21 protein-coding genes are annotated in these 19,824 nt (G+C 47.0%); 20 read left to right on the top strand and 1 reads right to left on the bottom strand.

Translation table 11 applies throughout. From position 1 onward, the window contains the following. Nucleotides 1–11: 11 nt before the first annotated feature. From WDN47_01890 to WDN47_01795, 20 genes are all read left to right on the top strand, one after another. The gene (locus WDN47_01890) at nucleotides 12–251 is read left to right on the top strand and encodes a hypothetical protein (GenBank protein MEJ0021314.1); all 240 of its coding nucleotides are present in this window, start codon (nucleotides 12–14) and stop codon (nucleotides 249–251) included. Beyond that, nucleotides 248–1,222 (top strand): transketolase C-terminal domain-containing protein, encoded by a 975-nt coding sequence (locus WDN47_01885; GenBank protein MEJ0021313.1) that lies wholly within the window; start codon nucleotides 248–250, stop codon nucleotides 1,220–1,222. The genes WDN47_01890 and WDN47_01885 overlap by 4 nt, the downstream gene beginning before the upstream one ends. Further along, complete coding sequence (locus tag WDN47_01880) at nucleotides 1,219–2,733, top strand: trypsin-like peptidase domain-containing protein (GenBank protein MEJ0021312.1); 1,515 nt, start codon at nucleotides 1,219–1,221, stop codon at nucleotides 2,731–2,733. The genes WDN47_01885 and WDN47_01880 overlap by 4 nt, the downstream gene beginning before the upstream one ends. Before the next feature lies 1 nt (nucleotide 2,734). Next, complete coding sequence (locus tag WDN47_01875; protein MEJ0021311.1) at nucleotides 2,735–3,292, top strand: type II secretion system protein; 558 nt, start codon at nucleotides 2,735–2,737, stop codon at nucleotides 3,290–3,292. Nucleotides 3,293–3,383: 91 nt separating this feature from the next. After that, nucleotides 3,384–5,159: a hypothetical protein gene (locus tag WDN47_01870; GenBank protein ID MEJ0021310.1), complete on the top strand. Its 1,776-nt coding sequence runs from the start codon at nucleotides 3,384–3,386 to the stop codon at nucleotides 5,157–5,159. Between the two features lie 102 nt (nucleotides 5,160–5,261). Further along, a complete protein-coding gene (locus tag WDN47_01865; protein ID MEJ0021309.1) occupies nucleotides 5,262–6,251 on the top strand; it encodes a carbohydrate kinase family protein in 990 nt (329 codons plus the stop codon). 17 nt (nucleotides 6,252–6,268) lie between these two features. Further along, the gene (locus WDN47_01860) at nucleotides 6,269–7,252 is read left to right on the top strand and encodes a carboxypeptidase-like regulatory domain-containing protein (protein MEJ0021308.1); all 984 of its coding nucleotides are present in this window, start codon (nucleotides 6,269–6,271) and stop codon (nucleotides 7,250–7,252) included. 9 nt (nucleotides 7,253–7,261) lie between these two features. Further along, a complete protein-coding gene (locus WDN47_01855; GenBank protein ID MEJ0021307.1) occupies nucleotides 7,262–7,474 on the top strand; it encodes a hypothetical protein in 213 nt (70 codons plus the stop codon). Nucleotides 7,475–7,481: 7 nt separating this feature from the next. After that, complete coding sequence (locus WDN47_01850) at nucleotides 7,482–8,348, top strand: class II fructose-bisphosphate aldolase (GenBank protein MEJ0021306.1); 867 nt, start codon at nucleotides 7,482–7,484, stop codon at nucleotides 8,346–8,348. A 59-nt stretch (nucleotides 8,349–8,407) separates the two neighbouring features. Further along, nucleotides 8,408–8,542 carry a hypothetical protein gene (locus WDN47_01845; GenBank protein ID MEJ0021305.1) on the top strand — a complete coding sequence of 45 codons (135 nt, stop codon included), beginning with the start codon at nucleotides 8,408–8,410 and terminating at the stop codon, nucleotides 8,540–8,542. 3 nt (nucleotides 8,543–8,545) lie between these two features. Next, the gene (locus tag WDN47_01840; GenBank protein ID MEJ0021304.1) at nucleotides 8,546–8,698 is read left to right on the top strand and encodes a glyceraldehyde 3-phosphate dehydrogenase NAD-binding domain-containing protein; all 153 of its coding nucleotides are present in this window, start codon (nucleotides 8,546–8,548) and stop codon (nucleotides 8,696–8,698) included. Next, the gene (locus WDN47_01835) at nucleotides 8,682–9,605 is read left to right on the top strand and encodes a type I glyceraldehyde-3-phosphate dehydrogenase (GenBank protein MEJ0021303.1); all 924 of its coding nucleotides are present in this window, start codon (nucleotides 8,682–8,684) and stop codon (nucleotides 9,603–9,605) included. Before WDN47_01840 ends, WDN47_01835 begins: the two co-directional genes overlap by 17 nt. Nucleotides 9,606–9,609: 4 nt before the next feature. Continuing rightward, complete coding sequence (locus WDN47_01830; GenBank protein MEJ0021302.1) at nucleotides 9,610–10,686, top strand: hypothetical protein; 1,077 nt, start codon at nucleotides 9,610–9,612, stop codon at nucleotides 10,684–10,686. A 19-nt stretch (nucleotides 10,687–10,705) separates the two neighbouring features. Beyond that, nucleotides 10,706–11,893, top strand: coding sequence for a PsbP-related protein (locus WDN47_01825; GenBank protein ID MEJ0021301.1), 1,188 nt, complete (start codon nucleotides 10,706–10,708; stop codon nucleotides 11,891–11,893). 102 nt (nucleotides 11,894–11,995) lie between these two features. Next, nucleotides 11,996–13,123: a phosphoglycerate kinase gene (locus tag WDN47_01820; GenBank protein ID MEJ0021300.1), complete on the top strand. Its 1,128-nt coding sequence runs from the start codon at nucleotides 11,996–11,998 to the stop codon at nucleotides 13,121–13,123. Beyond that, nucleotides 13,116–14,366, top strand: coding sequence for a phosphopyruvate hydratase (gene eno, locus WDN47_01815; GenBank protein ID MEJ0021299.1), 1,251 nt, complete (start codon nucleotides 13,116–13,118; stop codon nucleotides 14,364–14,366). Before WDN47_01820 ends, eno begins: the two co-directional genes overlap by 8 nt. Continuing rightward, nucleotides 14,367–15,977 (top strand): 2,3-bisphosphoglycerate-independent phosphoglycerate mutase, encoded by a 1,611-nt coding sequence (gpmI, locus tag WDN47_01810; GenBank protein ID MEJ0021298.1) that lies wholly within the window; start codon nucleotides 14,367–14,369, stop codon nucleotides 15,975–15,977. It abuts the gene before it with no gap. Between the two features lies 1 nt (nucleotide 15,978). Beyond that, a complete protein-coding gene (locus WDN47_01805) occupies nucleotides 15,979–16,410 on the top strand; it encodes a response regulator (GenBank protein MEJ0021297.1) in 432 nt (143 codons plus the stop codon). A 57-nt stretch (nucleotides 16,411–16,467) separates the two neighbouring features. After that, nucleotides 16,468–18,144, top strand: a complete 1,677-nt coding sequence (gene recJ, locus WDN47_01800) for a single-stranded-DNA-specific exonuclease RecJ (protein MEJ0021296.1) — start codon at nucleotides 16,468–16,470, stop codon at nucleotides 18,142–18,144. Next, nucleotides 18,137–18,544, top strand: coding sequence for a ribonuclease HI family protein (locus tag WDN47_01795; protein ID MEJ0021295.1), 408 nt, complete (start codon nucleotides 18,137–18,139; stop codon nucleotides 18,542–18,544). Before recJ ends, WDN47_01795 begins: the two co-directional genes overlap by 8 nt. Here WDN47_01795 and WDN47_01790 read toward each other — a convergent pair whose 3' ends face one another. Then, nucleotides 18,545–19,804: a PEGA domain-containing protein gene (locus WDN47_01790; GenBank protein MEJ0021294.1), complete on the bottom strand. Its 1,260-nt coding sequence runs from the start codon at nucleotides 19,802–19,804 to the stop codon at nucleotides 18,545–18,547. It lies immediately after the preceding gene. Between the last annotated feature and the right edge of the window lie 20 nt (nucleotides 19,805–19,824).

The following is a 19,824-nucleotide window of genomic DNA, read 5'->3' as shown; positions in this document are numbered from 1 at the left end:
GAAGTGAAAATTTGAATCCACTCCAGAAGTTAAGTTCCGATTTGGCCAGCGTGACTTCGGATCTAGTCAAAGTTGATAATGCCGGGCTGCCAACCGGAGAATTGGAAGACAGAGCCGCAGGACTGATCTTGGAATTAGTTGAACTTAATCCGGATCTGACCCCTTTTGATAAGGCCGGCGTAAAAAAAGAGATCGAAAGATTCGGGATCGGCAAGGTGATAAAAGACCTCGGAAAATTATATAACCCATGATCAAATTAGTCGATAATTTATATGCGTCCGATATGAAGCAAGTCCCGATCCGCAATGGATATGGCGAGGGCTTGATGATCTTAGGCAAGGAAAATCCGGATGTGGTTGTGCTTTGCTGCGATCTGACCGAATCAACCCGGTCGCAGGCATTTGCCGATGCTTTCCCCGAAAGATTTGTGGAAGTCGGCGTGGCCGAACAAAATTTAGCCGGCTTAGGGGCCGGGTTTGCGCATGAAGGAAAGATCCCGTTCATCACTTCATACGCGACTTTTTCTCCGGGCAGGAATTGGGATCAGATCAGAGTCTCTATCTGCTATGGCGGCAACAATGTGAAAATCGTGGGCTCGCACGCCGGGATATCGGTTGGGCCTGATGGCGCGACGCACCAAGCAATGGAAGATATTGCCATCACGCGGGTATTGCCGCGCATGACAGTTCTAGTCCCATGCGATGCAATTGAAGCGCGTAAAGCCACTTTGGCCTCGGCTAAGATCAATGGCCCGGTTTATATCCGGCTGGGCCGCGAAAAAACCCCTCAATTTACAGTAGAAGAAACGCCGTTTGAAATTGGCAAAGCGCAGGTTTTCCGCGAAGGCAAGGACTGCACGATCGCCGCGGCCGGTCCGCAGGTCTATTACGCTCTTGCCGCGGCCAATGAGCTTGCAAAAGAAGGGATTGAGTGCGAGGTTATAAATGTTGCTTCGGTCAAACCGATCGACGAGCAAACCATTACAGCATCCGTGAAAAAAACCGGCTGCGCTGTTTCTGCCGAAGAGCACCAGATCACAGGCGGAGTGGGCGGAGCTGTGGCCGAAGTTTTGGGGCGCAATTTTCCCGTGCCTCAGGAGTTCGTGGGCATGCCTGACCACTTCGGCGAAAGCGGGGAACAGAACGAACTGATCGCTAAATGGGGAATGGACAGCAAAGCGATCATTAATGCAGTCAAAAAAGTCCTAAAAAGAAAAAAATGAAAAAAATCCTCTTGGGCTTGGGCGTTTTCGCGGCGATTTTGATGCTGGCTGCCGCCGGTGTTTATGTTTATTTAAATTCACAGAAAATAATTTACAGTTCCGATATTCCGCCCGCGAATTTAAGCCAGGAAGATCTGGTGAATCTGGTCAAGCCGGGAGTTGTCCGGATCGTGCACCATATTTCCGGAGATGTTTCTTTTGATTCGTTTGATTTTGACCTCAAAACCGGCGATATTTTTGATGACCACGGCCTGCCTCTGAAGGTCAATGTGGATGATGATCTGCTGGGGACAGGTTTTGTGGTCAGTCCGGACGGTTATATCCTTTCCAATGCTCATGTCGTTTCGGATAATGCCGATCTGGTGACCAAGGCCCAAAGCCTGGCTTATTTGGTTTTGGCCGAAAAATTTTCCCAATTTTCAGATGCACAATTGGAAAGCTTCGGTTATACCCAGGATAATGCGGGGGCAAAGGGTCTTGAAATTTACCAGAATCTACTAAAATATATTCTGGCTCACAATACTGCGAATCTGAAAAATGAACTGACCGTGCTCAATCCTTCGTCAATAAAAAATACTCTTTCCGATTCGGTGAAGGACGGTTCTGTCGCCACTCTTGTGAGCGCCAACTCTAATTTTGAATTTGACGGAAAGGACGTGGGCGAAATAAAGATCGATCCCAAAGGCAAGCTTCCGGTGATCAAACTCGGCAATTCTGCCGGTCTGAATGCAGGCAATAAGATTTATATTTTTGGCTTCCCGGCCAGTGCTGACGCTAACGGTACGAATTTGAGCGAATCGACATTCACCCAAGGCTCAATAGGCGCATTTAAGGATTCCGTTAACAAGGACTTCCAGCTTATCCAGACCGACGCCAAAATTTCGCCCGGATCGAGCGGCGGACCGCTGTTTAACGCATCCGGGGAAGCGATCGGGGTGGTAACTTACGAATCCGACACCAGCACCAATAGCCAAGGGGATAATTTTGCCTTTGCAATTCCGATCCAGATACCCAAGGATTTTTTGCAGGCCAGTAATTTATTGAACGGGAATTCGGATTATTTTGATCACATCGTCCGTGGGCTGGCACTAATGCAGGCCAGCCATTGCAGGAGCGCGATTTCTGAATTTGACCAGGCAAAAGATAACATCAATCCGGATTTTTCTTTGGTAAAGTATATTGATCCGTATGTTGCTGATTGCCAACAAATGATCGCTGCTAAAAAATCGATTGACACCAAGTTTGATCAGCTGGCCGCAAGCATCAAAGGTCATGGCAAAACCACCGCTGTGGCAATTATTGTTTTTATAATCATTATTTTTGCTTCAATAGTGATTTTCGTTCTATATAAGCGGTTGAATCGGGACGAGAAGCGATTTGAACAGCTGAACGACCAAAAAATAAACCCGCCTCCGCCTATATCGCCGGCCCAGTTGATTGCCGAACAGCCAACTGCCAAACCGGATGCGAATGCTATTCCGGGCGAAAAGACGGGTTTGACCGGTAAATAATATGAAACCAAAAAGAGGTTCTGGTTTTACAATAATAGAATTGCTTGTCGTCATTGCCATTATCGGTCTTTTGTCTGCGATATTTTTGGTTTACTTAGATTCAGCGCAGCTCAAAGCCCGCGATGTCAAAAGGCTTCAAAACAAAAAACAAGTCGTCATCGCCCTGAATTTGTATTATCAGACACATAACAGCTCCTGGCCGCCGAACGAGCCGCACGGCAACGGCGCTGCGAACGGTTTTAGCTGTTTCGGCCCCGCCAACGAGACCTGCTGGGACGGTTTTTATGAAGGTTCGGATGCATTGGTCACTGACATGACGCCTTTTTTGCCAATATTTCCGGACAATAACGCTGACCAGGGCACGAATGCGTATAACCGGCTCCTGTACAATGCTCATTGGAACGGTGTTGGGTCGATCTTTCTAGGCCCCCCTGATCCCCCAGGTGCTTACCTGATATGGATGCAGGAAAGCGTTATACCCGATTCCAATTGTCCGTCAGTTACTCCGGTCCAGCACTTAGACAAGTATTATTATTGTCTGCAATATTTGGGTCCGTGATTAAATAAAAAGACTTGTATCACCTCCAGCATTGACAATAGCATCAGAGAGGGGTATACTGGTTAGTTCGTATATTTAACCCCAAATTTTAATGACAAATTTTTTGAAAGCGATCGGGTGTTTAGGGCTAATATTAGCCGTAGGACTGCTCATTAATGTTCCTTTTGCCTCCGCCGCAACACGGCATACCAAGGGTTCCGTTGTCGTAGACAGCAAGCATACTGTATTTTTTTTGGGCACGGATCAGCGTTATCCGTTCCCGTCCATGGCCATATTCAAATCCTGGGGCCACAAAGCAAGCGACATCAATAAAGCCAATTCGGAAGATCTGGCACTGCCAATAGGCCCGACTGTTTCAATAAATCAGCTTCCGGTCGGCTTTACGGACACTATAGACGAAAATGGTGTAATTCATGGCTGGGCATTGGATAAGGATTCTCTTGATAGCTCACTATTAGTTTGGGCTTTTTTTGACGCGAAACGAGGAGATTCAAATGCCGCCGGCAGCGCATATATCAGCCGGCCTGATGTTAATTCGGCTTTGGGCGTAACGGGCAATCACGGTTTTGAAGTCATTATTCCTGATAATCTCCGCGATGGACTTGAACACACCGCATACATGTATGCCAATGATATTAATGATGATACAGGGAACACTTTCGTTGAACTGGCCAGATCGCCGATCAAATTTACACTGGCGCCTTTAACTGCCCCGCAGATTTTACAATTTGATGTTACGCCACAGAGTATAACCGCCATAGATCCCAATGAAAAATATGGCCCGACTCTTCTCTGGCAAGTGATTCCTCAAAGCAGTGTTGTAAATATTACCCCGGAGATTAAAGACGTGCCGAATCCTGTCGGTAGTGGTGGTGGAGCCGCGGATGTAATAGATAAAACGACCACATATACTTTGACTGCGACTTTTAACGGACAGTCTGTTAGTCAATCTGCCACAGTGGAGTTTGTAAACAACAGCCAACCCTCGATCTCTTACTTCGATGCTTATTCTGCCAAGATCAAACCCGGTGATACCACCACCTTGGAATGGTCGACTTCGGATGCTACAACCGTAACTTTGGACAACAGTCCGGTAGATTTAACCGGTTCGAAAGACGTTACTCCGACTGCGACCACGACTTATACTTTGGCTGCGACCAGTGCCAGCGGTACTGTGAGTGAGCAGGTTACAATCACAATATTGACCCCGGCAGAGCTGCGGGATGCGCAAAGATTAATTGATCTAGGCACGATATTTGGCGGACTGGGAATATATTCTGAAAATAATTCAAAAAAATTCCCGGTCACTCTCCAATCTTTGGTTCCCAATTACATGGACGCCGTACCAACCCCTGTTGCCTCGTCAGCTTCCCCCTGCTCCGGCTCGGACAATAACTATGTTTATACGGTATCCGCTGATCTGACAAACTTCACCTTAAAATATTGCTTGGAGGTAGACCATACCGATCTTTCTTCTAACCCGTTGCTGACAGCAGGAGTGCACACCTACGACTATGCTGAAATATTGAAAAAATCGCAGGGAGTTGCGGATGATGCCAGGCGGATGGCAGATGTACACCAGCTTATGACCGGCTTGGAATTGTTCTACAATGACAACAATCGCTATCCGGCCAGTTTAAACGGCACAGCCAACCCCAATGACGGAAATCCGAAATGGAGCACTTATATTTCCACATGGCCGACGGCTCCGGTTCCGGCCGGTGGAACCTGCACCCAAGCCCAGAATACTTACACTTACCAACAGCTTAATTCCGGACAGAGCTATCAGTTGACATTTTGTTTAAGCGCTGACATCGCCGGATATACGGCCGGAGTTAAGACCGCCAGTCCTTCAGGAATAAATTAACCTAGTCCCAAAAGCCCTCATATTGAAGAGGGGCTTTTAATTTTACAAAAAATTAACAATTCATTATAATAAAGAAGTAAAAATAACATTAGGAAACAAAAAATGGCCAAATACGACATAGTTTCAATCGGGGATGCGACCATTGATGCCTTCATCCAATTGCATGAAGCTTCTGTGCATTGCGCGGTGGACCATACGAATTGCCAGCTTTGCATGTCTTTTGCGGACAAGATCCCTTATGACACTTTGACCCTGCTGCCGGCCGGCAACTCCACAAACAATGCAGTTGGCTCGACCAGATTGGGCATGAAAGACGCCTTTGTCACCTCGGTCGGCGATGATGAAAGCGGGCAAAAGATCATCAGAGAGCTGACGGAAGAAGGCATCGACACCCGGTTTATCCACATCAATAAGGGCGCACAGACCAATTTTCATTTTGTGCTTTCGTTCCAGGGCGAGCGCACTATCCTGATCAAACACAACAAATTTCTCTATAAATTGCCTCATAAACTTGATACCAAATGGATCTATTTTTCATCAATGGCCGCCGGCACAGAGAAATTTAACAAGGAATTGGAGAGATTTTTAGTGAAAAATCCGAAGATCAAATTGTCTTTCAATCCGGGCACTTTTCAGATGCGCATGGGTACGGAAAAGTTGAAAGGGATATATAAACGGACCGAAATTTTGTTCCTCAACCGCGAAGAGGCTCAATTGGTCTTAAAGCATCAGACCAGAAATGTCAAAACGTTGCTGAAAGGAATGCATAAATTGGGCGCCAAGATAGCCGTCATCACCGATGGCCGGGCCGGATCATACGCCTCAGACGGCTCGCCCAAGGTCTGGTTCATGGATGAATTTATCGGTCCGCACATCGAAGCCACCGGAGCAGGAGATGCTTACGGCACTGCCTTCACATCCGCCATCTTTTACGGCAAGCCGATAGAGGAAGCGATCGCGTGGGGCACTGTCAACGGCGGACACGTGGTGCAGTTCGTGGGCCCCCACAAAGGCCTCCAGTCCAAGCCGCAGATCGAAGCATATCTTAAAACACATCCAAAATTCAGAGCCAGAGAACTTGTTTTATTGTAGAATAAATATTAAATAACATGGCAAACCCCAAAAATAAAATTCACAAAGCTTCACAAAAAGAAGATGAACAAATGAAATTCAGATTTTTAGGAATTCTATTTGTTTTACTGGCTTTCGCAGCCGCAGTCAGCCTGATCTATTATTGGCAAATGGCTTACCAGCCGATCCCGGGAGATTTTATGCAGCCAATGCATCTGGCGCCGAAAACCGGAACTTACACGAACACCGAATATGGTTTCCAGTTTAATTATGATAAAAATTATGATCTTGATACGTCCGGCAACCAGGCAAATTTCTTCAAACATGCGGCCAAAAGCTTGATCAGCGCGGTGCTCCCGCAAAGCCTTTATCCGAAAACTAATTTTGGTTCGGCCAATCTGACGGTTGCAGTCCAGCCGCAAAGTTCAGAATCAAACTGCATTGCCGCGGCTAAGACGTATGAAGTTAACGGTGTGATATTCCATGAATCCGATGAAAACCAAGGAGCGGCCGGGACGAACTATCAAACCAGAATTTACCGGGTTTTTCATGGCCAAGATTGTATGGAAGTCAGTCAGACCATCGGAATTGCCAACATCGGCAACTACACCCCCGGGGCAGTGGCGGAAGTTGATGCGAATGCTGTTTGGAAACGATTGGATGAAATGCTAAAGACTTTTAAATTTAGTGATCCAAATTCATCAACCTCGTCAATGGGAACGCTTTTGGGACATGTGACGATCGGGCCGATCTGTCCCGTGGAGCAAGCGGGCCATCCGTGCCAGGCTACGCCAGAGATGAATATGGCGCGACAAGTCGGTGTTTTTGGCAATAACGGCTTGGTCGCAAGCCAGCACCTTGATGGAAACGGAAATTACAAATTTTCCCTGCCCGCAGGCACATACACCCTGAAGGCCAGCGGAATGCGAGTTGACCAGCTCAGTATGACAGTCGGCACAGTCACTATCAAATCCGGCCAGACTACAACTTCGGATTTCAATATCGATACCGGCATCCGATAAATCATTAATATGTACCTGAAGAAAAAAATGAGAGTAAAACTTATTTTGCTGGCGATCGTGGTGGTCCTGTTCCTGTATTGGCGCGGAGTCACAAGCCTGCTGATAGAATCCAAAGGCTGGAATTGCCAATATCAGGTGGTCTATGCTTTGTGCCAGGCCACAAATAATAAAGCCACATTGCCGGGATTGTGGGATATTCTTAAAGCAGGTATAAGGTTTTAACTCTTTTATGAAAACATTGCGAGAATATGTGAAAGAAGCCGAGGAAAAAGGCGTTGCTATCGGACATTTTAATATTTCAAATTTGGAAGGATTCCACGGGATCTATAATGCTGCAAAAAAACTGGCAGTGCCCGTCATTATCGGGCTCTCCGAAGGCGAGGAAGATTTTGTCGGCAAGAACGAAGCAGTTGGGATGATCAATCAGATTAGAGCGAAAGATAATTACCCTATTTTCCTGAATGCTGATCATCATTATTCTTTTGAGCGTGCAAAGAGTGCGATTGACGCGGGCTTCGATGCCGTGATCATAGATCTGGCAAATTTGAGTTTCGAAGAAAATGTAAAGATCACAAAACAAACCGTAGAATATGCCAAGAGTGTGATTCAGGAAACCGGCAGAGATATTTTAGTAGAAGCAGAGCTGGGGTTTATCGGTTCAGGGTCAAATATAAAAGATACCATACCGGAAGGCGCCGGGATCCTGACGAAACCCGAAGATGCTAAGAAATTTGTGGAAATGACCGGCACAGATATGCTCGCACCATCTGTCGGCAGCATCCATGGCCTCATAAAAAGCGGCAAACCTCATATAAATGAAGAGCGTGTGGGAGAAATAAAAAAAGCAACGGGCGTGCCTCTCGTATTGCACGGTGGTTCAGGATTGCGTGATGTGGATTTTACAAATGCGATCAAGGCGGGCATTTCAATTATCCACATTAATACTGAAATACGTGTGGCCTACGACGAGGCGCTTAAAAAATCTTTAGCCGAACATCCTGACGAAATCGCTCCATATAAAATTTTACAACCTGCCGTAGATGCAATAGAAAAAGTGGTAGAAGGGAGGTTGAAACTTTTTAACGGAATACAGTAATATCACTGCTTTGAGGAATAAATCTTAAATAAAATAATTAAAAAAATTAATCAAAACGTATGGCAAAAAAAACAAGAAAAACATTGGACCAGCATCTTCATCGCTATTTTCTGTTTGAAGATAATATTGAATTTATCATTTTTCTCGTTTGGGCGCTGTTCATCGTCGCTTTTCTGCTGCAATTATTGAAATAAATCATGGATAAGATAAAGATCGCCATAAATGGTTTTGGGCGCATCGGGCGCCAGGCCTTTAAAATAGCGCTGACCAAACCTGAGCTTGAAGTGGTGGCGGTGAATGACCTGACCGATCCTGCCGTTTTGGGCGCAGCTTTTGCGCTACGACACTAACTACGGGCCTTACGGCAAGCAGGTTTCTTCGGATCTGATAAAAGCCAAAGCCAATCCGCTAATTTCTTCGGGCGGCAATGTCATTGTAGATGGCAACAAATATCCGGTTTTTGCGGAAAAAGACCCCGCCATGCTGCCGTGGCGTGATTTGAATGTGGATGTGGTTTTGGAATCAACCGGTAGGTTCATCACTACCGAAGCCGCCTCAGCTCACCTGAAGGCCGGAGCAAAAAAAGTAATTATTTCAGCGCCGGCAAAAGACGAGGGTATCACTCCGACTTTCATTATCGGCGTGAACCACGAAAAATATAAGGGTGAAAAGATCATTTCCAACGCTTCTTGCACAACCAATTGCATCACACCGGTGATCGCGGTGCTGAATACCAAGTTCGGGATCAAAAAACTGATGATGTCCACGATCCATTCCTATACGGCAGAGCAGAATTTGGTTGACGGGCCGCCTCCGGGAGGAAAATCCAATGACATGCGCAGGGCAAGAGCTGCGGCCGAGAATATCATTCCCACCAGCACGGGGGCCACCATCGCTACCACTGAAGCTATTCCGGAACTGAAAGGATTGCTTGCAGGCATGGCATTCCGCGTGCCGACGCGGGTCGGATCGCTGTCGGATTTTACATTGATCTTAAATAAAAAGACCACGAAAGAAGAGGTCAACCAGGCATTCGTGGAGTATTCAAAAAATCCCCTGTGGCAAAATGTTTTGCAGGTCACGGAGGACCAGATCGTTTCATCCGATATCATAGGCAATACCCATTCAGCCATCGTGGATTTGAGCCTTACTCAAGTCCTGGATGGCGATATGGTCAAGGTCATCGCGTGGTACGACAATGAGTTCGGATATTCAAATCGGTTCGTGGAGCAGGCGATTCTGATCGGGAAGGAATAAATATATGGAACCGCAAAATCAATCAAATGAACCTAATTTCAATTTCCATCCGGATGTAAAGAAAAATTGGTTCAGCCGGCATATGATTTTGGGTTTTGTTTTTCTGTTTGCGATTTTAGCTGCCATTGTCGCGGGCCTTTATTATTGGCAGACAGTCAGGCAGATCCCGGCCATAGTCGATCTGCCGGTGCATAAAGTGAAGGTCGATCCAACGGCAACCTGGCAAACTTATACGAATGCTCAGTATGGGTTTGAGTTTAAGTATCCAAATGACTGGAATCTTTCAGATGAAAGCAATGCCGATCCTAATCCACTGACAAAATTTAGTACAGTACAAGTAACTAAGACAGTATCCGACAATGATTTTTCATATGCGGAATTTTCCTCAAGCTTGACTGAAGATTCGGGGATTAAGAATTTTCAAGGTGCCGGACCCACTATGTCTATTGGTGGAATCGATTGGAATACGCATCGTGACGCGACAGGACTAGGAGCTGAACACAAATCTCTTTTTTTGGATACACCGTACAAAAATAAATTCTACACAATAGAGCTTTACCCAAGCGATACGGATTTAAGTCCGGTTCTTACCCAAATCCTTTCCACTTTCAAGTTTACGACTCCGAGCATTGGCACTATTCTGACCTCAAAAGTTTATACCAACGCAAAATATGGATTTCAACTGACGATGCCTGATAGCTGGACCAAATATACGGTCGACGAAATAACTCCTCGTCCTGATGATCAAGTTTTTCCTAACACAACTATATTGATGTTCGGATTACCTCTCGACCATAAGTTAAAGGATACAGCAGACCATTTTGCTGTTTGGTGGATAGCTATTACTCCTCTGAACAGTTGGAAGAAAGATGCTTGCCAAAGCGCAACTACACCGGGTTGCGATCAAGGCCAGGAGTTGGGAAGGAATAGTAAATATGTATTTGAAAAACAAATCCAACAACCTCCCAGTCCCGGATCAGATTGTATTGACCCGAATTTTAAAAGCCAAGAGCCTTATTTATGCTCGGTTTATTTAGATATTTTTGGTTTAGGGATAAAGGATTTTAAACTTCTGCAGTGATCAAATTCATCACATCCATATGGAAATAACCCCAATACAACAACAGCAGGACATTTCGCCGCCTAAAAAAACTTTCACGCCAAAGTTCATTGCTGTGATAGCTTCGCTTTTGGTCTTAGGCGCATGTGCTGTAGCCGGCATCTGGTATTGGCAATCAACAATCTCCGTCCCGTCGCCGGCTCAACCAGTCGTTCACAAAGACCCAACAGCGGACTGGAAAACGTATACGAATTCTCAGTACGGGTTTAGTTTTAAATATCCGCCGACATTGCTTGTAGGGCTGGAGGGCACAGGAACGTTTTACAGTATTTCCATCCTGGAACCGTCGCAAACCGCGGCAAATTCGCTGGTGACGTTTGAGGTTGAGCCGAACGGAAATCCAAAAAACCTTCCGTTGGATGAATGGTACACAGAGCAGCTTGCTGCCTTTAAGCTTACGCCTGAACAACTGCCAAAAACAGACATAACTGTCGGCGGAAAACCGGCGATCCGATTGGATTATTCTTCAACCGGTCAATCCGAATTCCATGTCATTGTTCAGCTGAATAAAACGGATCTATTTCACATCAATTACCCCAAACCTCCTACGAAGTTTGATATAGATTTTGACCAAATCGTTTCTAATGTCAAGTTTACTGAACCAAGCGCGGCAGCAGATACTTCCACCTGGAAAACTTATACGAATACAAAATACGGCATTGCCTTTAAATACCCAGTTGATTGGAGCGAAGGAGACGTAACTACCGACAAAGCCGGGATTGTCTGGATCAACTTTAACTCAATAAAACAGCAGCAGTCTCCTCCGCAAACCACTGCTAACAATGTTTTGTATGTGAAAATTTTTCCAAATCAAGCCGCTTTCACCACAGAAGAACAATTATTGGTAGCGTCGAAAAGCAACGTTGCTGAATCTGCGATCAATGGCCTCGGTGCGAAGATCTACGATAGTGTTTTGGGAATACCAACCGCCACTATATCCGTTCAAAATAAGTATTTAGAGATTGGCGCACCCGGAGGAACAAAAGATCTAATAAGCCAGATCCTTTCCACTTTTGGATTTACATCGCCGATCAGCAATGAGCCGATTGCCTGCATCCAAGTAATTACAACTGCGAAGAATCCTGCGACCGGAGAGGTCAAACAATTCCCCACACCCTGCGACGTGCCGAACGGGTGGGTGATCGTGACGGGATCGCAAACTCAATGATAAAATCTATTTCATCCGTCAAAGTCACAGACCGGCGCGTGATATTGCGCGCCGGATTTGATGTGCCATTGAAAAAAAAATATCCACACCGAACAATGGGAAGTGGCGGATGATACTCGGATCAAAGATGCTTTGCCGACCTTGAAATATTTGATAAAGCAAAAAGCCAGAATTATTTTGCTCTCTCATCTCGACCGGCCGGACGGGCATCATAAAAATACTAAAAGTCTTTGGCCGGCCGCGGAAAAACTTGGCGAATTACTCGGTTTAAAAGTAGTAAAAATCAAAGACCACTTGCCTGATTATTCCGTGCAGCATATCAATTTTCTGCCTGCAGACATCACGAAGTCGGATTACGTCCAAATGAGCCGGGATCTGCCGGGAGGCAGTATTTTATTTCTGGAAAACCTGAGGTTTTATAAAGGCGAAGAAGACAATAGCGAAGGATTTATTGACCTGCTGGCCGGTTTTGGAGATGTTTTTGTCAACGAAGCTTTTTCCATGGCTCACCGGAGGGAAGCTTCGACTTTCGGCTTGGCGAGAAAATTGCCGGCTTACGCCGGGCTCTCTTTTATGAAAGAGATCCGGTCTTTTTCAAAAGTTATGAAGGATCCGCAGAAACCGCTGGTCATGCTGATCGGCGGGATCAAGATCGAAGACAAGGTCGGGACGATCCACAGTCTGGCCAAAGAAGCATCCAACATCATTGTCGGCGGAGGAGTGGCGAATACTTTCCTGAAAGCTCACGGCTACGAAGTGGGTAAGTCCAAAACATCAGATATCGCAGTTGCTCGCGAGCTGCTGAGGCACTATAAAGATAAAATTGTTTTGCCTGTTGATATCGTTGTAGCCACGAGTTTGGAAGCAAGGGCCAGAGTGACACCTATTGATAAGGTCAGGCCTGAGGAATCCATTTTTGATATTGGGCCAAAAAGCATACGCAAGTTCGCCGGTATTATCAAAGGGGCGAAAACTTTGGTTTGGAACGGGCCATTTGGCCTGATCGAACAGCCAAGATACGCCAATGGCAGCAAAGCCCTGGCCCTGATTTTTGCCTCAAGATCGAAAGGCCGCGCATTTGGAGTGATCGGAGGCGGCGAGACGGCCCAAGTTGTGGATCAGGCAAAAGTTTCGCAATTCGTGGACCATGTCTCCACTGGCGGCGGGGCTATGCTGGAATTTTTATCAGGCAAGCAACTGCCGGCGATCAAGGCTCTAAATCATGCCTAATACGCCGATAAAAAATATCCTTGCCCGGCAGATCCTTGATTCTAACGGCAATCCCACAGTTGAGGTGACAGTTGAGGCAGGGACTGCAAGAGGGACGTTTGGCGTCCCGTCGGGGCTTTCGACCGGAACGGCTGAAGCACAGGAATTGCGGGATGGCGGGAAGGAATTTGGCGGTCTTGGGGTTTCTAAAGCTGTGGCGAATGTGAATACGATCATTGCCAAAAATATCCGCGGGATGAATGTATTTGACCAGTCTCTACTGGACGCGGCTTTGATCAGCCTTGATGGGACGTCCGGCAAAAAGAAACTCGGCGCCAATGCGATTCTGGGAGTATCGGGGGCTGCGGCGAAAACCGCATCACTGGCTAAAAAAATTCCTGTTTATAAATATGTCGCCCTTTTGCATAAAAAAAAACAATTGAAAATACCCAAACCGATGTTCAATGTCATCAATGGCGGCAAGCACGGCGATACCAATATAGATATTCAGGAATTCATGCTTATGCCGCGATTCGATTCAATGTCTGAAAATGTCCGTGTTGCCGCTGAGATCTTCCATTCTTTAAAAAAAGTTTTAAAAGGCCGCCGCTTGAACGCAAATTTAGGCGATGAAGGGGGTTTTTCACCTATGGTTGAATCGAACAGGCAGGCTTTGGATTTTATCATGACCGCCGCCAAAGAAGCGGGATTTGCGCTTGGCCGCGATTTGTCGCTGGCACTGGACGTGGCCGGCTCCTCGTTGTATAAAGAATTTGACAAGCAATATGTTTTGAACGCCGATCATGCATCGTTAAGCGCGGAGCGGTTTGTGTCGCTTCTGAAGGAATGGGCGGATAAGTATTCGATCGTTTCGATAGAAGACGGGCTGGCGGAAGATGATTGGGAAGGCTGGCAGATGATGCAAAAGCGCCTGGGAGAAGGAAGTCTGCTTGCGGGTGATGATCTGTTCGCCGGGGACATTGAGCGTTTGCATAAAGGGATCGAACAGAATGTGGGAAATGCGATCGTCATAAAACCTAATCAATCAGGCACAATTACGGAAACGCTCGCCGTTGTGGCCTTGGCTCAAAAGAACAAATACAAGGTTATTGCGTCGCACCGAAGCGGTGAAACTACAGATGATTTTATTGCGGATTTTTCAGTAGGGATCGGGGCTGATTACATTAAGGCCGGTTCTGTCGCCCGGGGCGAAAGGGTTGTGAAATATAACAGACTGATGCAGATAGAAGAGGAACTGAAATAAATGGCAATCAAAACTTATAAAAAATTACTTCTGGTCGTTCTTGACGGATTCGGCATCGCCTCAGCATCGCACGGCAATCCGATCACGCTGGCGGAACCCGCGACTATCGATCAGCTGATAGAAAATTATCCCGCAACAACTTTGCAGGCCTCGGGCCCTTCGGTGGGGCTTCCGTGGGGAGAGATGGGCAATTCGGAAGTCGGGCACTTGAATCTGGGAGCCGGCAGAATTGTCGGCCAGGACCTGTCGCGCATAACTTTGTCGATCAAAGACCGGAGTTTTTTTAAAAACCCTGTTTTTTTGGAAAGTATTGAACATGTAAAAAGGAATAATTCCGCGCTTCACCTGGTCGGACTGATCAGTCCCGGCGGAGTGCACAGTTATGACGAGCATCTCTATGCGCTCCTGGGCCTGGTCGCCGAACACGGCTTGGAAAAAGTATTTATTCACATGTTTCTGGACGGACGCGATACTCCGCCGCAGATCGCATTAGAAAGCCTGGATAAGCTTTCGAAAAAAATTAAAAATTTCAATGTGGGGAAGATCGCCACGGTCACGGGCAGATTTTATGCCATGGACCGCGCTGAACACTGGGTTTTAACCGAACAAACTTACCGGGCCATGGTCTTTGGAGAGGGCAAACAGGCGGGGAGCGCCCAAGCCGCCATTGAAGACAGCTATGAACAGCATATTTTTGATGAAATGGTGCCGCCGACGGTAATATTGCAGGATGACGGCAAGGTTGTGACCATCAATGACAATGATGCGGTCATCCACTTCAATTTCCGGCCCGACCGCGCGCTTCAGCTTGTGCGCGCCATGGTCGAACCGAATTTCAATAAATTCGTCCAGCCTCCCAAACAGTTCAAGAATTTATTTGTTGTGACAATGACCCAGTTTGCCAATGACCTGCCGGTGAAGATCGCTTTTCCTCCCCAGGAGGTCACAATGGGCATGACGGAAGTGATCAGTAAAAAAGGATTGCGGCAATTTCACATCGCAGAATCGGAGAAATACGCGCACATCTCGGTATTTTTCAACGGCGGCGTCATCAATCCTTTTCCCGGCGAGGACCGGGAGATCATCGCTTCTCCCGTATCCAATTATCAAAATTACGTGGACGTGCCGGAAATGTCGGCCTATAAGATCACGGAAGTGCTTTTGGGGAAACTGAAGGAAAGCTATACTTTTTTTCTGGTTAATTTCGCCAATCCTGACATGGTCGGGCACACCGGCGACATGAGCGCTTGCATCAAAGCCGTCAAAGTCATCGACGAATGCATTAAAAGAATTTCCGAGGAGTGCCTCGCGGAAGATATTTGCCTGCTGATCAGCGCTGACCACGGCAATATCGAAGAGCTTTTGGATATCAGGTCCGGCGGGATCAATAAAGAACATTCGACCAATCCTGTGCCGTTTATACTTGTCGCATCCCAGTTCAAGCGCCTGCATCCGAAAGAAGCAGGGCTTACATCCCTGGCAGGGGTGGTTCCGGTCGGAGTGCTGTCCGATGTGGCTCCGACTATGCTAGAATTATTGGGGATCCAGAGTCCTCCGGAAATGACCGGGATCAGCCTTTTACCGCAGATGATTAAACAAACGGAGATGTAATATGAACCAGAAAATATTAGTTGCCGATGACGATCTTGCGCAGCGCGATTTATACGTAGATCTGTTCAAAGAAGGCGGATATCAAGTCACCACAGCCGATGACGGCCAGGACGCCTGGGAAAAAATCCAGCAAAACAAGCCCGACCTGGTGTTTACGGGAATTCTGATGCCGCATATGTCCGGCTTTGAACTCATCGAAAAACTGCGCAGCAATAAATCCACGGAAACCACCCCGGTGATAATTTTTTCGCACTTGGGGAGGCCAGAAGACCGCGCAAAGGCCGGCAAGCTGCCATTTGTGGAGTTTATGGTCAAAGGATTTGACCGTCCCATAAACATTGTCAGAAAAGCCGAAGAGATGCTGACTTATCAGCCGCCGCAGACCCCGGTTGATCCGGATGAGGATAAGCGGCAGGGTTTTTCTGTCCTCTAAAAAAAATCAAATCGCCTTCAAGGCGATTTTTTGATATGATGCTCAAATAACAGCTATATGAAAAAACAATGGGTTGTTAGATCTCTTGAAACAAAAACCTTACCTGAGTTGCCGGAGTATCCGAATTTGATTCTCAAGCTTTTCGCTTTGCGCGATATTTCATCGTCTGATGCGATCAGGGATTTTTTGGATCCGGATTTCGGAAAACTTCACGATCCGTTCAAATTTAAGGACATGCAGAAAGCTTTTGAGCGAATTTGGTCCGCTATCGAAGCCAAACAAAAGATCACGATCTATGCCGATTATGATGCTGATGCCATTACCGCGGCAGCCACTCTGTATTTGGCTCTGGAAAAACTTGGAGCTAATGCCACAGCCTATATTCCGGACCGGTTCACGGAAGGGTATGGGATGAACGAGAACGCTGTCAGACAGATCGCGGAGCAAGGCGGGCAATTGATCATTACGGTAGATTGCGGGATCAATGCCGTGGTGGAAGCTCAGTTATGCCGCGACTTGGGCGTGGATCTGATCATCACTGACCACCATGAAATAACCGGCGACTTGCCTGCTGCCTTGGCCATTATCAATCCGAAAAATCCGGCGGATGAATACCCTTTTCCATATTTGACCGGGGTGGGCGTTGCATTTAAACTGGTTCAGGCGTTATTCAGCCGAATAAACTCAGGCTGGGAGAAATGGCTTTTGGACATGGTGGCTTTGGGCACAGTCGCGGACTGCCAAAGTTTAACGGGAGAGAACCGCATTTTGGTGAGTTTCGGCCTGAAGGTTTTGGAGAAAACCCGCTGGCCGGGCATGCATGCCCTGTTGGTTTCAGCGCAACTGCGGTCAGACAAATACGATGCGTTCACTTTAGGGTTCATTCTCGCGCCCCGCATTAATGCGGCCGGCCGGATCAAGCACGCGGACATTGCATTTAAGCTTTTGGTTTCAAAAGATTTAAATGAAGCTGAAATATTGGCCAATGAATTAAATGAGCTGAACCGGCATCGGCAGGTGCTGACGGAACAAATCACCAGCGAAGCGCGTTCACAGCTGGAGCTGATCGCGGATAAAAAAGTTCTCCTGGCTGCAGGGGATGATTGGCCGAAAGGCGTTGTGGGTCTGGTGGCCGGCAGGCTTTCTGAAGAATACAACCGGCCGGTGCTGGCGCTGAGCGTCTTGGAAGGAGTGGCCGTCGGTTCAGCCAGGTCGGTCCCAAATTTTGACATCGTAGCGGCGCTGAATTTTGCCAAGGACCTGCTGCAGAAATACGGCGGGCACACCCAAGCCGCGGGGTTTACGCTGGCTTCGGAGAATATTCCGGGCTTCCACCAAAAACTTTTGGAATACGCCGAAGAGTCGAATCTGGCTCTGAGCGACCCGGTGGTGGAAATTGACGCGGAAGTAAACCCCGAGGATATTACTTGGGATAATCTGAAATATTTGGAATTGTTCGGACCATTCGGCACAGGAAACCTGAAGCCGAAGTTAGTGGGACGCGGGTTCGAAATATTGGAATATAAAACTGTAGGCAATGCTAATCAGCATCTAAAAATGCGCTTGAGATTCGGCGGGCATGTGCTGGAAGCCATCGCATTTGGCCAGGGTTTTTTGGTCGGCACTATCGTGCCCGGTAAAAAAATTGATTCCGTGTTTGAACTTTCAAGCAATGAATGGAACGGCCGAAAAGATATGCAATTAAAGATTTTGGATATAAAGATCAATGAGTAAACTTATTTTGTACACCGACGGGGGCGCCAGAGGCAATCCGGGGCCGGCTGCCATTGGAATTGCAATTTTTGATCAGTCAGGGAAGGAACTGAAACGGCTGGGGCAAATGATAGGAGAGACTACAAATAATCAGGCGGAATACAAAGCTTTGATCGCAGGCCTTGAAGCGGCGGAGAAACTTAACGCTACTGAGGTTGTTTGCCATCTGGATTCAGAGCTTGTGGTCAAGCAAATGCAGGGAAAATATAAAGTCCGCGAGCCCGGGCTGCAGGACCTGGCGCCCCAGGTTTTTCGCCTGCTAGGTAAATTTAAACACGTGCAGTTCGTGCACGTGCCGCGGGAAAAAAATCAATTGGCCGACGAGCTGGTCAATGAAGCTCTGGATAAAGCCGGTTTCTAGCTATTGAATGCCGTATTTGCTGATCTGTGTGCTGTTGAATATGTAAAGCGTCCTGCTGTCAGATGAAACCGTAAATGATGACTGATCGTCAGGCAGGCCGGCTATGGTATAAATGTTCCGATGATCGCGGCCGTCAAGTTCCACGGCTTTGACCTGTTTCTCGTTTTCAAAAAAAACGTACCCGTCGGTCCAATTCAGGACCGGATCTTTTATCTGACCGGCGCTGCGAAGGATGAGGTCGGTTTTTTGATCGGCCGGGTTGTAGGTCAGGATCTCGTTATTATTGGAGAAAGTCAGCAATTTTGCATCCGCGTTCCAGAAAGCTTCCGCCGCATTGTCATAGATCTTTTCGAAGCTGTCATTTAAAACGAACAGGCTGGAGTTTAGAATAGCGTAAATCTGGTTGCCGGCCGGGATGATCTGTCCGCTTGTTGCGATCGGGGCTGTAGTGCTGATCGTTGCAGTTTGGTTTGTCGAGTAATTGAATCTTTTCAAGAAATTCCCTGTCAAATACCAGATATTGTCATTTTCCAAAGTAAATGTGAGAACGTTTTTTTCCAAAAGCAGCGGGGCCGTGTTATCCAGTACGTACAAATCCGGACCGATCAAAGCGCTAGTGTGCGCGCCATCGGTTTCGATCCGGGTAATTTGAGAGATCTGATCGTCGGTCAGGCCCCAGTCCGCGCGTTTTTCTATGGCTTGAAAAACAGCTTTGCTGTTTTGCCAAATTAACGGGACTTGAGGCAGAGCAGGCAGTTTGATCCCGCTGATACTTCCCGGGTTCGTCAAATCGCCGTTGTTCGTATTAATGACGTTGACTTGCTCTCCGTTTAAAAAAACAATTTCATCCCTGGTGTTTGAGAGGCTGGTTGAGCCGGCAGTCCACGACTGCGCCAGTTGCGGTTTTTTGAGAAACAGACTGATAAAATCGCGGTCCAAATTGATGGTGGTCACATATTGTTCCTTGACGCTTAACCGTTTGGTCCAGGACTGGTAGCCGTCTTTTTCTATCCTGACGTCATAATCGCCCGGGAGCAGAAACCGGATATTGCTCGGAGTTTGGCCCGCTTGTTTGATGTCGTTAAGAAAAACGTCCGCATTTGACGGATCGGTTTTGATGACCATGGCTCCGGTCTTGGTGATCTTGTGATTCTGCCAGTCAATTTTAAAACCGCGCGCATAGAGCACGAGGGCAGGGGTGATTATCAGAAAAAGTATTATTCCAAAGATAACCAAAGTAAATCGGTTTCGCAGGGTCATAACTAAGGTATTTTAGCAAT

This window comes from Candidatus Doudnabacteria bacterium, from assembly GCA_037200925.1.
Classification (GTDB): domain Bacteria; phylum Patescibacteriota; class Doudnabacteria; order UBA920; family O2-02-FULL-48-8; genus JBDTSL01.
The sequence above is the reverse complement of the archived record's forward strand: the minus strand, read 5'-3'. Positions and strand labels throughout refer to the sequence as shown.